Genomic DNA, 13086 nt, shown 5'->3' with positions numbered 1-13086 from the left:
GCGTCAGGCTTGAATGTCGTCGCGCTCCAGCCGGCTCACCGCAAATCCGGCGCCTGGCTCAAATCGGCATCGGCGCCAACATCGTCTGCCGACCTGTGCGGGACGAAATCGCCTCGCTTGTTCAGAAATTGAGCACCTGATGATCGCCATGACGCGATTGCAGAGGCTGGAACTCGTGCGTCAGACAAGTACTTCAACGGCCTGCTCGTATGTCGCGTGCGCAGGCGTAGCCCCGATCTCCATCGGCGGCCGCTAGGATGTTCGTATGGTTCGCCGATCCGCTCCAGGCATTCGCCATCAGACGGTTTATTTTTTCAAAAAATACTTCAAAAAGTTTGGAAACAAGAATATTCAACCGCCTTGGTGAGATCGAGCCGAGGGATTGGGATGGCCTTTGCGCGCGCGGCTCGGTGGCCATGACGCGTGACTTCTGGGGCGTCATCGAACGCTCCGGCATGAACGACTTCGCTTACCGCTACGTCATTGTGTACGAAGGCGCATCTGCTGTTGCCATAGCCGCCGTCTATACCGTAACCACAGACATTGCGATCTTTGCGCCGTCATTCATCCGTCGCGTGCTTGACGGCATTCGCAAGGTGTTCCCCAGTTTCCTGAAGTGGAAGATGCTCGAATGCGGCACCCCGATCACCATCAGCAGCCCGCCATATATCCGCGTCGAATCCGCTTCGGATGAGGCCATCATCGATGCGCTCAACAGAGAACTGCGTGCGCTGGCGAAAAAGGAACGATGCCTGATCATCGTCGTGCGCGATTTTGAACCGAATGCGCAAGGCTTGCGTGAACACTTTCGTCGTCACGGCTACCACTGGACTGACAGCCTGCCCAATACCTACATGGATATCCGTTGGTCCACGCCGCAGCAATATCAGGCGGCCATGCGCAGCTATTTCCGCAGCAAGCTCAACAAGCATCTCAAGCGCAATGTCGACGCGGGTATCCGCCACGAACTGGTGGACGATTTCGCGCCTCTGGCCGATACACTGTGCGCGCAGTGGATGGAGGTGCATACCCATGCCAGCGAGTTTCAACGCGAGGTCCTCACGCCGACGTTCTACCGCGAACTTCCAGCCCGCATGGGAGCGCTGGCCAAGGTGCTCTTGTTTTACAGAGGCGATGCGCTGGTCGGTCACGCTTTGCTGCTGATGGACGGAGCGATGCTGCGGTGGCTTTACGTCGGCCGTGAAGTCGCGCAGAACGACAGTCTCTATATCTACGTTGCCGAGAAGGTGGTCGAAACGGCCATTCTGCTTGGCGCCAAGCGCCTGGAAATGGGGCTGACGACCTACGCCATCAAACAAGACCTCGGTGCCGATGTCGTGCCGATCAAACTCGCTATTCGTGCCTCCTGGGGCTTGATCAATCCCTTTGTCGGATTGGGATATGCCTTGCTCAACAAAGTCCCCGATCCTCGGCCCCGCCAGGTCTTCAAGTCGTCCGCTGACGAGGTGCGCGCCCCATGAGCCCGCGCGATTACACAGGACAATCTGTCCTGGTGACGGGGGCGACCGGCTTTGTTGGCGGGCATCTCGTGCAGCGGCTTTTGCAGCAGGGCGCGCAACTCAAACTGTTGGTGCGCGACCCGGCCAAGCTCCCGGCGCAATGGCCTAGCCGTGTCGAGGTCTGTGTCGGCGACCTGACCGATGCAGCGTCGCTTGGCGACGCGGTCCACGGCGCGCGCTGGATTTTTCATTGCGCCGCCAATGTGCAAACCTGGGGGCGGGCGCAAGACTACGAGGCCGTCAACGTCCGGGGCGTACGCAACATCCTCGATGCGATCGCGCGGCAGACGGACAAACCCCACCGGTTCGTGCATGTGTCCACCGTGGACGTGTATGGTTTTCCGACGGCGCCGTGTGACGAGCGCTGCGCGCTGCGCCCTCCTGGCTTCGGATACGGCGACAGCAAACTGCGCGGCGAATTGCTGCTGCGCGAAACAGCGCGTGGCATGGGTCTGTCCTACGCCGTGCTACGCCCGGCCAATGTGATGGGGCCAGGCAGTCCCTTCATCGAACGGGTCGGACGCGAACTGCAAAACGGCTTGATGCTGCGGATTTCCGGTGGCCGCGTGGACGCCGGTTTTTTGTATGTGGACAACCTGGTCGATGCGCTGCTGTGGGCCGGCCAGGCGCCGCAGGCTGAAAACGAAGTCTTCAATGTTGTCGATCCGCAATCGGTCTCCTGGCGGCAACTGCTCGACGATTTGCGCCAAGGCATCGGTGGCAAGGGCTGGATCATCGATCTGCCGTATGCCATTGCTGCGCTGGCCGCCGCAGCAATGGAGTTGCCCTATCGTGCGCTGGGCATCAGGCAGGAGCCCTTGTTGCATCGCCTGATCGTGAAAATCTTCGGCCACACATGTGGTCATCGCGCCACCAAACTCGCCGCTGCCGGCTGTCCGGTGGGGCGTGTCGGCTATGCGCAGGGCATGGCAGAGTCTGCAAGCTGGTTTCTCACCAATCACACCAAGTGAGAGCCACGTTGTGAAAAGCCCAGCGCGCAATGCGTCGCTCGCCCCGCATCTTGTCTTCCTGCAAGGCATGCCATCGCCGTTTTATCGGTATATCGCCCAGCATCTCAAGGCGCATGGATGGCGCGTGACACGCATCAACCTGTGTACCGGAGACTGGTTGTTTTGGCACGGCGAAGATGCCATCCCCTACCGTGGACGTCGCAGCCGATGGCCGCGCTTCATTGCGCGGTTCTTCGCGGAACAGGGCGTCACCCATGTCCTGCTGCTCGGCGAAAACCGTCGCTATCACCGGCAGGCCGTGGACATCGCCTTGGCAAACGGTATCCAAGTTGTCGTCAACGATTTCGGCTACATCCGGCCAGACTGGATCACCTTCGAGCGCAACGGCATGAGCGGCGGGTCGCTGTTTCCCCGCGACCCCGATGCCATCCGGGCGATGGCCGCCTCACTGCCAGACATCGACTGGACCCCGCGCTTTGCCGACAGCGCCTTCCATATGGCCCGGGGTGATCTGCTGCACAACCTGTCCAACCTCTTCATGGGGTGGCTGTTTCCGTTCTATCGCCGCAGCGACCGCAGGCCCCATACCTTGATTTACACCCCGGCCAGCGGTCTGCGCCTGCTCACCAACCGCCTGCGCAAAAAACGCACCGAGCAGGACGTGGAGAATTTGCTTGCATCGCAGCAACCCTACTACCTGTTCCCGCTGCAACTCGATTTCGACTTCCAGATCGTCGCTTACTCGCCTTTCGACGGCATCGCACAGTCAATCGCGCACGTGGTTGCCTCATTCGCACGGCACGCTCCCACGCACACCGTGCTGCTGCTCAAAGAGCATCCATGGGACCCCGCGCTCAAAAACTGGGAGCGCGTTCTCCGGCGAGAGGCGGCCAAATGGGGCGTAGAAGAACGCGTACGGTATCTGCGCGGCGGTCACCTTGACACGCTCATCCATCGGGCGCGGGGCGTGGTCACGGTCAACAGCACAACTGGGATGCGTGCGTTGCACCTAGGCACACCGCTGGTAGTCCTGGGTCAGGCCGTATTCGATGTTCCAGGGCTCACCCATCAAGGCGGGCTCGACAGCTTTTGGAGCCAAGCAATCCCTCCTGACGCTGACCTGGTGCGCGCTTTTCTCAAGGCACTCGCCGGCGCATTGCAGATCCGCGGAGTTTTCTTCGAGAAGGAGGGTGTCAGCCTGGCGGCAAAGGAGGCGGCAGAGCGATTGATCCACGGCCGTGTGGGGCAAATCTCGACTGACGCGAGCACGACGTAGCGGGCGCCCGGTCATGGCGGCGAATGCAGAACAGCGGGGTGTACATTCGGAATCGGGGCGGAATTGAATTTTTTCTCAGGCTATTTGCCTCGCCATCGTCTTGATGATGGTGTGCAGAATGGTTCGAAGGCAACGCGATTCTCCCGCCATGGTTGCTGACAGCGCCGGGCGCGCACTGGCGATCCCTGCATTCTCGGCTTGGACCTCGCCGTAAAGAATTTCAGCCTCTCGTGTAACGCGGCTGCGCAGGTATTCCAGCAAGCGATCGGCCGTTCCTTTGGCCAGATTCAACACCGCGCCAGCCTCCAGCAGCAATTCACGGTTGATGTCCGAGAAGTGACGCGCACCCAAAATCGGCCAAGCCAGTTGGGTTTGTGCTGGCCAGCCACTTTTGTCGAAGGCGGGCGTGTCATAGCTGGCAACGCTGAGCAGGTCATAGAACGGCGCCAACTGCACACCCTCGTGGGAGACCATGAAACTGAGGTTTTTCAGATGGGCATCGGAATTGCCAACGAGTACATTGAACACCAGCCAGCCAAAGAGCCGGGCGCGCGCCACTGCCGGGCTGCGACAGACATTGGCCAGCGCCGCCAGACTCTCCATGCTGCCCTGGCTGTATTTGAAACTACGGTCCAGCCCCAGCAATTGGCAGGCATCGATCACATGCCGGCGTTGCCACCCCTGAGCATCAGGAATCCGGTCAAAGCGATCGATCAGATAGACCGGAGATGGCACATAGCGACGATGCACGTTCGGCACAATCAGGCCGAGGCCGAGGCGCTTGGCCAGGCTCATCGCGAACCACTCATTGATTACGGAATGCGGGTAGTCCTCGCCCGGGTGATCTGGCTTCAGGATCTGGGTGGAGGGTGTGGCGCCTGCGGGTTCAAACAACCGGCCATCTTGCAGGACGACCGCCAGCTTGTGCTGGGCGCCGGCAAGCGACATGCGTTTGATGGCTGCATGCGTCAGCGGTGCATTGGGTAGCTGACGGATACGCGCTTCCAGGGCATCGTCCGGCAAAGGGCGCAGTGGTCCTTCGGCTTGAAGCCCTGTATCCGGAGGCAGCAAGGTCACCGACCCTGCCGACTCGGCGCCGTACCAGGCCAGTAAGCTGAAGGCGTCAGCCGCATCCAGCTTGGCGTCTCCGGCCAGCAATACACGCTGCCCTTCTTCTGGCAGCAGGTTGTCGAAGTACCACTGCACTGGCCGTTGGCTTGCGCCGTCGAGCAAGGGCTCTGCCGCCAGTGGAAGATGCGGACTGAGCGCGAAACGCCCAGGGTCGTCCAGCCAGGCGTCCGAGTATTGGAAACTCCAAAGGCCGCTCACCTCCTGCAAGGTGCCGACCTCCGTCCGATTGATGAACGCACGCAAAGAGCGGCCGGTCATGGTGTCTTGCCCTGATTGCTCGATGGGGCGTTCAAATAGGCGGCCACGTTCTCGGGCACATCCACCACGACGCGCACGCCCAGCCCCTCCAGAACTTGAAAGAGCTTGCCCCATTGCACAGATTCGCTGCCGCGTTCGATTTTGCCAAGGAAGTTCTCGCTAACGCCGATGCTGCCTGCAGCATCATCCTGCCGGATCTTCTGAGCCTTGCGGCTGGCGCGTACCACCTTGCCGATGGCGGCTGCATTGTCGATCGGTATCTTCATGAAAAATCCTCACGTTTATGCGGATTTTGCACCAAGTGGGCGGGCTTGGCTACAAATCCTTTTGTTCGTGCGGATTTATTGCCTAGACAGCCTCATTCCCTGAAATTCCTCTCGTTCTTGAGGATTCGTGGGGGGGGTGGTTCTTTGATTGCCCCAGGCTCAAAACGCGCGCTGAAGCCCAACCGAGATGATGTTCTCGGACTCTGCATTGGGTCCAAAATCTTCCGTCACACGAAAATGGATGTCTTCAAGTCTCATCGTCCACTGCTTGTTTAACGCCCAATCCACCCCCGCCCCGACGTTGTAGCCATGCTTGTGGGATCCGGTCACAACGCCCCCTTTGACAAAGATCGGCCATGAGCCAGCAAAGGCAAGAGCGTCCAGCGTGATCTCCGGGCCTGCATGGGTGGTCGGTTCCTCCCGCCCCTTATTGATCACCGACCCCTCGATCGCCCATGCCTTGTTCTGGTAGCCGAGCGAAAAATAGCCACCGCCGGGAATGAAGCTGTACCCCAACCCGGCCGTCAGGCCGCCGGCGTGACTGACATTCAGCATGAGAAACGGCAGGAGGCAAAAGAGCAGTTTGTTGACGTGGCGTGACATGGATGTTCAGGTTCCTATTTCTGAGTTCGTGCGGGATTGAGACAACAAAACATCAAGCAGGTCACCGCACCCCGATGAAGCGGCGCAGGAAGAAGCGGTAGATTTCTTGCCACCAGGGCGTTTTACCCGCCACGCGTGCCTTCCAGGCCAGCAATTCATCCAACGCCTGCTCAGGCGTCACGAGCCGCTTGTTGGCGCGGCTGAGGTAGAGCGGATACAACAGCAGCACACCGGCAACCAGTTCATCGAGCTGCAGCCTGCGGGTGCGGCGCAGATGAGGGACGATGTCGTGCGTCAGGCCCCAGCCGGCATAGAACGGTTGCCCGTAGCAGGTCACGGTCTTGCCCCGCAGCAGAGCCTCGAAGCCGGCGAGTGAGGTCAACACGTGCACTTCGTCCACGCCGTGCAGTAATGCATCCATGCCGATGCCGGCGACGACTTCGTCGCACCAGCGCTGGGCGTGGTCTTCGTCCTGTCCGAGCTTGCGCAGCCTGGCCACCACGTCCGGATGCGGCTTGTACAGCACATAAGCCTCGGGGTTGGCTTTGCGCACCGCACGCAGCAGCGCCATGTTGTGCTGAAGATCCGTCGCGCCGAAGGCGATCGACGCATCGCTTTCCACCTGGCCAGGCACCAGGATCACGTGCGTGGCATGGTGCGGTCGCTGCCACGCTTGCGCGCCGACGTTGTATTTGGTCAACCCCGAAGACACAATCCGCTCGCGCAAGGCGCGCGCACGGTCCAGTAGTTCGGGCGCAAAGCTGGCATGACCTAGTAGCCATTCCAGATCGGACTCCTGCCCCGCGTCGTAGTAAATGCCGCGCGTGTCGATGACCCACGAGAGGGGCCGCACCAGATCGGCCCCCAGCCCGACCGAGCGCAAAAACCCATCCTCCACGCGCAAGATCCGCGCGTCAGTCGCCGCGCCTTGCGGCACGGCGGCCCTGCCCCAAAGCACCAGGCAGCGCGTCTGCTGCGTGACGTCCTCGGCTTGGATGAAGCGCAGCGTGCGTCCCGGAAAGCACTGCCGGATCACGGGCCATTTCCATCGCGGGAACGCCACCACGTGCAACACCTCGGGTAGACCCGCAAGGCGTTGCTCCGCGTCGGGGGGCGCGCCGGAAAAATCAGTCATGAGGCGCAAGACCCGCCGCATCGATGGCTGGTGTCCGGAGCATGCCGGCGCCTCGGGCGATCTGGCTCAGCCAGGTGTCAACCTTGGCGAAATGCGCGTCCCAAGTCGGCGCCTCAAACCCCTGCATGCGGACCTGTTGCGCCAGCCGCGCCGGGTGCAGCGGGTCGGCGAATGCCAGCACGGCCTGAAGCCACCCCAAGCCGTCGATCGGATCGAGATAGTGCGGAATGTCGCCCGCCACCTCGCGAAATGCAGGCAAGTCGCTGGCAATCACCGGCACGCCAGCGACCAAGGCCTCAACCAGTGGTAGCCCGTACCCTTCGGCGAATGACGGGAACAGCAGCGCCTGCGCATGCGCGAGCCAGGTGGACAACTGCGCGTCATTGCAGTGCGGCACTTCCAGCACCACGCCGTGCAGCGCGTCGCAGCGCTCGAGCAGATCGACCACCTGCTCGCACTCCCAGCCGCGCTGGCCGATGAGCACGAGTTTGGGTGCGGCGTGCCCAAGGCGCTCCACCAACTCGCGCCAGACATGCAGCAGCAGCAAATGATTCTTGCGCGCCTCGATCGTGCCCAGCATCACGAAATACGGCGGCGTGATCGGCGGCGTCGGGCTGGCCGGCGGCAGCTCGGAGCCGCCCAAGTGCGCCACCAAGGCCGCGGGGCAGGGCAACTCGTGCGCACGCGCATAAGTCTGCAAATCCTCAAGGGTCGCCTGCGAATTGGCAATGACCCCATGCCCCGTGTGCAACATGGTCCGCAGCCGCTGGTGGTGTTTTTGCACCTCCCCGGCACGGCAGTATTCCGGATGGGTGAGAGGAATAAGGTCGTGCAAAAAGTACACCGGACGCAAGGCGTGATGCCGCACCCGCTCGGCATACTGCGGGTCGTCCAACCCACTGTGTCCGGTGTTGAATAGCGGTGCGCCTTTGGTGAGACCCCAGCGCAGCACATAGGCCGCCGCCACACAACGGCGAAGCGTCGGCTTCGGCTGCTGGTCTTCCCCCAGCAGGGCCGCAAAAACCCGCAGCGACGCGCTGGGTGAAAGCTGCATCCACCGCCCCCAGTGCCGCACCACCGCCCGCGCCCGAGCGCGGTAATGAAAGATGTACGCCAGACTCACCCGATCCACACCGGTTGGGTGCTTACCTTCGAGCAGCCGCGCCGCCAGGCGGGTGACGTCGATGAGGATCGGTGCGATGTCGGAGGGCATGGAGGGAGTGGAGATGCAGTTGAGCGAGCGCGGCTCCGGATAAGCGAAATACGCCATGCATTGGCTCGGTTAGTTGGCGCCGATCTTTAACTGCTTCCCGGCCTTCAGTCCCGGGAGCAGTCAAATTCGTCACTCCTGAAAAACCGGCGTTAGCGCGCCGGGGTTGTAATCACGGCACCTGTTGGGCCGCGTGCTTCACTCTCAAAATCTCGACGGTGCGGGCCTCGGCCAGCACTCGATAAAAAATGATGTAGTTCGGATGCACGACCAGTTCGCGCAGCCACTCGGGCAAGCCCGGTCGCCCTTTGCGGCCAAGCTCTGGATGCTGTGCAAGCGGCTTGGTCTTGTCGCGTAGATCCTTGCCGAAGCTCTTGGCCCGCGTCGGGTTGTCCTTGCCGATGTAGCGAACGATGCCGCGCAAGTCCTCGCGGGCCATGGGCCGCCACTCAATGCGGTAAGGCTCGACCGTCATGCGCTCTTTTTCTTCGGCAAGGCGGCAATGTCGGCGTCCATCTCGGCAATGACTTCATCGTGAGGGATATTCGGCCGGGGGTCGTCAATGGATGCCTGAATCTCGCCGGCCAGCCACTGGTTATAGGCTGCAGCTTCATGCGCTCCGCGCATGGCCTCGGCTCGGCTCTGCCGGCTGCGGGTCATATCCTTCTGTTCGGGATTCCAGTTGGTGGCGTCGATCTGCGCAACGACAATGCCCACGTCACGCAAGACGATCATCGCGGAAGTGGGGTTACCAAAGCGGCGCGGCTCCGTGGTGCGGGCCTTCGCCAAAAAGGCGTCCTGGCCACTGCGGGTGGCGATTTCAACGAAGAAGCCGCCGCCCTGTCCTTTCAGGGTTACACCCGTCACACCGCCGGCGCTGGCCGTGGCGCGTAGCTGCTCTAGTGTCATGCTGTGCATGGCGCGCTCATTTATCAATCAAGGTTATTTACAGGCTTTTATTGTGCATGAGCGATAGAAAGCATGCAAGCGGTTTGCAGCCCCTAAACGATGCTCTGCGAGAAGCCTTGTCGATAAGGCGGCACAATGCAGCGCCGATGTGGCCGGGTCGTTCTCGAAAACCGCTCTCGTTTTGAGGGGTATCCGGATTTGCGTGTGGTCGATCGCGTAGCGCGGGGCGCGCTACATCATGCGCAAAACCGGATTTGGTTGTTGCGCCGAGCGTCACCCCTTGCTAGACTGAAACCGGACTTGCATGTGGAGGCGAGCATGGACGCGCACACGATTGATCCGGATACCGAGAGAGCGGTCAAGCAGTTTCTTGGGCTGCTCGCCGGACGCTACGACCTGGCTGGAGCCATGCTGTACGGCAGTCGTGCGCGAGGCACGCATCAACCCGATAGCGATGCGGACGTGGCCGTGCTCCTGCGCGGCGAACACCTGCGGTTGCTGCCGACGACGTTGGCGATGGCTGACGCCGCCTATGACGTGCTGCTGGAAACCGGCGTCAACATTACCCCGCTCCCGATCTGGATGGATGAGTGGGAGCACCCCGAGACCTATTCAAACCCCGCTCTGCTGCGCAACATTGCCCGGGAAGGGGTCCGTCTGTGAACGTGGACGATCTGATGACCAAGGCCGCGCAGGCGGCCGAATCCGCCCGCGCGCTGCTCACGCGCGGCGATGCCGACGGGGCTTGCAACCGCGCCTACTACGCCATGTTCGATGCCGCTCGCGCCGCGCTGCGGGCTGCTGGGCACGATGTGGGAAAGACTCACCGTGGCCTGCTCAACGCCTTCAACGATCTGCTTGTGAAGGACGGCCCGATGCCCAAGGAAACGGGCCGCCTCCTCAAGCACGCGGAAGCCTTCCGGTACGTTGCCGACTACAGCGACAACGCCGTGGATCTGGCTGACGCCCGCAATATGGTCGAGCAGGCCGAATCATTTGTGATGACCGTTCGATCCATCCTGGAACGCCTTGCTCCGGATAGCGACCATGCGCCGGACATGGGGCAGCGATGAATGACGACCCGACGAAAGAGGATCGACGCGCCAGAAGGCGCCGGATGGAAAACTGCCTCTCGATTCTCGGGAGTCAGCAGGCGCAACTCGCCAAGACCTCAGGGCAGACGAAGCAACAGATCCACGCCTGGATGGCGTCGGCGGGCGACCACGCCTGTTCCAAGTTCGCGCTGTCGTGTCGGATGGCGGGCCTGACCGTCACCGGCGACTGGATCGCTTACGAGTACGGCACCCACCCGTCAAAGCAAACACCGCGCTCGCAATTCTCTTGGCCGAATTCGAGCAGTTTTGTCATCGAGCGATAGCCCGTCTTCGCATTGCCAAGGTTCCATCATCACAGCCACTGGAGTCCAACCCATGACGCCCGCCCCCGCATCCACCTGCCCGGATCGCGGCGACATCCTGCTGTTGGTCAACCCCGCCAAGAAGCGCCGACTGGTCATCGAGGCGACACTTGCCGGCGTGCTCATGATCTTTCTGCTTGCGCCTGGGAATCCGATGAGACGCTGGGCGCAAGCCCAGGATCACCGTGACGAGGTGAGCAAGATGACGCCGACGATGGAACGGCTGGCCGCGCAGGGAAAACCTGACGCAATCATCTGGGTTGCGCGCAACGAACCCTCGAAGGACGATGGCCGGTTGGCCACGCTCGCAGCCTCGGGAAACGACGAAGCCCTTTTCCTTCTCGGCGCGAAGACTTGGCCTCATGACGATGCGAAGGCGCTGCAACTGCTGAAAGCCAGCGCGGTGGCGGGTTACGTCCCCGCCGTGAAAGCGGAGTTGCACGTGCCGCGACGCCAAGTCACCGCCTGGCGTTGAGGCGCTTGAAGGCATGCGCGACATCGCGGACCTCGTGGTCATCGTTTGGGCCAGCCTGTTTGGCGTCTCGTGGCTGTGGCGTGTCACAGATCCAGATCCGACCCGAGGCCGAGTTCGCTTGAGCCAAGCTGAGATCTCCGCCTCGCAAGAGAGGGAGCCGTGGGCAAGGGCGCAACTCGCCCAACTTGCCACGGCAGCGGGACTTCGCAGCGTGCCATCGTTCGGCGTCGCCAACGCCGGCACCTACTACATTCCGTTGCGCCACCGCATCCAGGTATCCCGTGCTTACCTGGCCAGATTGTCAGATGCGGAGTTGCGTTTGATATTGGCGCACGAGGTGGGTCATGCGACGCGCCGATGGAAGGCATTCGCTCGCCGCTCGCCGGACGAAGAAGTGGCGGCCGATCGTGTTGCGCTGCGCATCACAGGATCGACCCCAGATCAGTGGCGATATGCCGTGGAGTCCACTGGTCGCGCGGAACCTGGACAGATTGTCGGCGAGGATGTTGTTCATCGCGCGTCGGCGCTTGGATTGCAGGGTGAGTCGTGCCGGTCTTCCGTTCCCAAGTAGATGCCAGCGAACATCCTGAATCTGCCCGCCTACAAGGTTCTGCGGGTCGAAGAAACCGAGCACGACTATCACATCCGCGCGGAGGTCGCACAGCGGCCATCCCATTGCACGAACTGCGGCAGTGATCGCCTCCTGCGCTACGGGCGCAATGAGCAGCTTGTCCGCGACCTGTCGATCCACGGCAAGCGCGTCGGCATCTACGTGGACACCCAGCGTTGGAGGTGCCAGGCGTGCGGCAAGACCTTCATGGAGCCGCTGCCAGCAATCAACACCAAGCGGGAGATGACCGACCGCCTGGTCGTCTGGATCGGCCAGCAAAGCCTGCGGCGCACTTTCGCCAGCATCGCGGAAGACATCGGCCTCGATGAAAAGACGGTGCGCAACATCTTCCGCGACTACGTGAACGAGTTGGAGAAGACAGTTCGCTTCGAGACGCCGACCTGGATGGGCATCGACGAGATTCACATCATCAAGCCACGCTGCGTGATCTCCAACATCCGCAGCAACACCATCGTCAACCTGCTGCCGAACCGCGACAAGAAGACGGTCATCAACTATCTGGGCAACCTCGACGGCCGCCACGATGTTCAGACCGTGGCGATGGATATGTGGGTGCCATACCGCGACGCGGTGCAGGCGGTCATGCCCGACGCGCGCATCGTCATCGACAAGTTCCATGTCGTGCGCATGGCAAACGACGCGGTGGAGCGAGTCCGAAAGTCGCTGCGCGAGTCGCTGACGCCAAAGCAGCGCCGAGGGCTGATGCACGACCGTTTTGTCCTGCTCAAGCGCGAGCGCGACCTGAACGACAAAGAACGCCTGCTGCTCTCGGGCTGGACGGCGAACTACCCCGAGTTGGGCGAGGCGTACAGGCTGAAGGAGGCGTTCTACGGGGTCTACGAGGGCATGGGTACACCCGACCAGGCGCTGGCCCGCTATGCGGCCTGGCAGCGGTCTGTCATCCCGGAGGTGCACGATGCCTTCGCCGACCTGATCCGCGCCTTCACCAACTGGCAACCGCAGATCCTCGCCTACTTCGACCACCCGGTCACCAACGCGTACACCGAGAGCCTGAACAGCCTGATCCGGGTGATGAACCGTCTGGGTCGCGGCTACAGCTTCGAGGCGCTGCGCGCGAAGATCCTCTTCACCGAGGGCGTGCACAACAAGGTCAAGCTGAAATTCCGCCGTCGTGAAGTAATGGCCGACGACATGGCCGGGCGCATGGCGATGTTCACCACGTTTCAACACGACGCGCCAGAAGCAGAGAAGAACTACGGTGTGGACATTTCAACACTGGCCAGGCTCATCGAGGAAGGCAGGCTCTGAGCCTTCTTACACATT

Annotated in this window: 16 protein-coding genes; 9 read left to right on the top strand and 7 right to left on the bottom strand. The window is 61.7% G+C overall.

All coding sequences use genetic code 11. The features are described from left to right. Nucleotides 1-257 precede the first annotated feature (257 nt). The 3 genes from THIARS_RS17360 to THIARS_RS17350 are packed head-to-tail and all read left to right on the top strand — an operon-like array spanning nucleotide 258 to nucleotide 3767. On the top strand, nucleotides 258-1481 hold the full coding sequence (locus THIARS_RS17360) for a GNAT family N-acetyltransferase (protein ID WP_094161973.1): 1224 nt from the start codon (nucleotides 258-260) through the stop codon (nucleotides 1479-1481). After that, the gene (locus THIARS_RS17355; protein WP_094161972.1) at nucleotides 1478-2491 is read left to right on the top strand and encodes an NAD-dependent epimerase/dehydratase family protein; all 1014 of its coding nucleotides are present in this window, start codon (nucleotides 1478-1480) and stop codon (nucleotides 2489-2491) included. Before THIARS_RS17360 ends, THIARS_RS17355 begins: the two co-directional genes overlap by 4 nt. Before the next feature lie 10 nt (nucleotides 2492-2501). Next, the gene (locus tag THIARS_RS17350; protein WP_186436735.1) at nucleotides 2502-3767 is read left to right on the top strand and encodes a capsule biosynthesis protein; all 1266 of its coding nucleotides are present in this window, start codon (nucleotides 2502-2504) and stop codon (nucleotides 3765-3767) included. A 75-nt stretch (nucleotides 3768-3842) separates the two neighbouring features. On the opposite strand, the gene THIARS_RS17345 is transcribed toward THIARS_RS17350, so the two are convergent. From THIARS_RS17345 to relB, 7 genes are all read right to left on the bottom strand, one after another. Continuing rightward, nucleotides 3843-5156 (bottom strand): HipA domain-containing protein, encoded by a 1314-nt coding sequence (locus tag THIARS_RS17345; RefSeq protein WP_094161970.1) that lies wholly within the window; start codon nucleotides 5154-5156, stop codon nucleotides 3843-3845. Continuing rightward, on the bottom strand, nucleotides 5153-5422 hold the full coding sequence (locus THIARS_RS17340; RefSeq protein WP_094161969.1) for a helix-turn-helix domain-containing protein: 270 nt from the start codon (nucleotides 5420-5422) through the stop codon (nucleotides 5153-5155). Before THIARS_RS17340 ends, THIARS_RS17345 begins: the two co-directional genes overlap by 4 nt. Before the next feature lie 159 nt (nucleotides 5423-5581). Beyond that, complete coding sequence (locus tag THIARS_RS17335) at nucleotides 5582-6025, bottom strand: hypothetical protein (protein ID WP_094161968.1); 444 nt, start codon at nucleotides 6023-6025, stop codon at nucleotides 5582-5584. A 61-nt stretch (nucleotides 6026-6086) separates the two neighbouring features. Next, on the bottom strand, nucleotides 6087-7160 hold the full coding sequence (locus tag THIARS_RS17330; RefSeq protein WP_094162229.1) for a capsular polysaccharide export protein, LipB/KpsS family: 1074 nt from the start codon (nucleotides 7158-7160) through the stop codon (nucleotides 6087-6089). Next, complete coding sequence (locus THIARS_RS17325; protein WP_425444259.1) at nucleotides 7153-8430, bottom strand: glycosyltransferase family 4 protein; 1278 nt, start codon at nucleotides 8428-8430, stop codon at nucleotides 7153-7155. Before THIARS_RS17325 ends, THIARS_RS17330 begins: the two co-directional genes overlap by 8 nt. A 112-nt stretch (nucleotides 8431-8542) precedes the next feature. Next, nucleotides 8543-8845, bottom strand: a complete 303-nt coding sequence (locus THIARS_RS17320; RefSeq protein WP_094161967.1) for a type II toxin-antitoxin system RelE/ParE family toxin — start codon at nucleotides 8843-8845, stop codon at nucleotides 8543-8545. Next, on the bottom strand, nucleotides 8842-9288 hold the full coding sequence (relB, locus tag THIARS_RS17315; protein ID WP_094161966.1) for a type II toxin-antitoxin system RelB family antitoxin: 447 nt from the start codon (nucleotides 9286-9288) through the stop codon (nucleotides 8842-8844). Before relB ends, THIARS_RS17320 begins: the two co-directional genes overlap by 4 nt. A 309-nt stretch (nucleotides 9289-9597) precedes the next feature. On the opposite strand from relB, the gene THIARS_RS17310 reads away from it, so the two are divergent. From THIARS_RS17310 to THIARS_RS17285, 6 genes are read left to right on the top strand one after another with little or no spacing between them, the layout of a single operon-like run. Continuing rightward, entirely contained in the window at nucleotides 9598-9942 is a 345-nt protein-coding gene (locus tag THIARS_RS17310) for a nucleotidyltransferase domain-containing protein (RefSeq protein WP_094161965.1), read from the top strand. A gap of 14 nt (nucleotides 9943-9956) precedes the next feature. Further along, a complete protein-coding gene (locus THIARS_RS17305) occupies nucleotides 9957-10352 on the top strand; it encodes a HEPN domain-containing protein (protein ID WP_094162227.1) in 396 nt (131 codons plus the stop codon). Then, nucleotides 10349-10657 carry a hypothetical protein gene (locus THIARS_RS17300; RefSeq protein ID WP_094161964.1) on the top strand — a complete coding sequence of 103 codons (309 nt, stop codon included), beginning with the start codon at nucleotides 10349-10351 and terminating at the stop codon, nucleotides 10655-10657. Before THIARS_RS17305 ends, THIARS_RS17300 begins: the two co-directional genes overlap by 4 nt. Before the next feature lie 52 nt (nucleotides 10658-10709). Further along, a complete protein-coding gene (locus tag THIARS_RS17295) occupies nucleotides 10710-11171 on the top strand; it encodes a hypothetical protein (protein ID WP_094161963.1) in 462 nt (153 codons plus the stop codon). Between the two features lie 13 nt (nucleotides 11172-11184). Further along, nucleotides 11185-11742 (top strand): M48 family metalloprotease, encoded by a 558-nt coding sequence (locus THIARS_RS17290; protein ID WP_094161962.1) that lies wholly within the window; start codon nucleotides 11185-11187, stop codon nucleotides 11740-11742. Next, complete coding sequence (locus THIARS_RS17285; RefSeq protein WP_094161961.1) at nucleotides 11743-13071, top strand: ISL3 family transposase; 1329 nt, start codon at nucleotides 11743-11745, stop codon at nucleotides 13069-13071. Nucleotides 13072-13086 lie beyond the last annotated feature (15 nt).

Origin of the sequence: Thiomonas delicata, from assembly GCF_900088825.1 — a bacterium.
GTDB classification, from domain to species: domain Bacteria; phylum Pseudomonadota; class Gammaproteobacteria; order Burkholderiales; family Burkholderiaceae_C; genus Thiomonas_A; species Thiomonas_A delicata.
The sequence above is the reverse complement of the archived record's forward strand: the minus strand, read 5'-3'. Positions and strand labels throughout refer to the sequence as shown.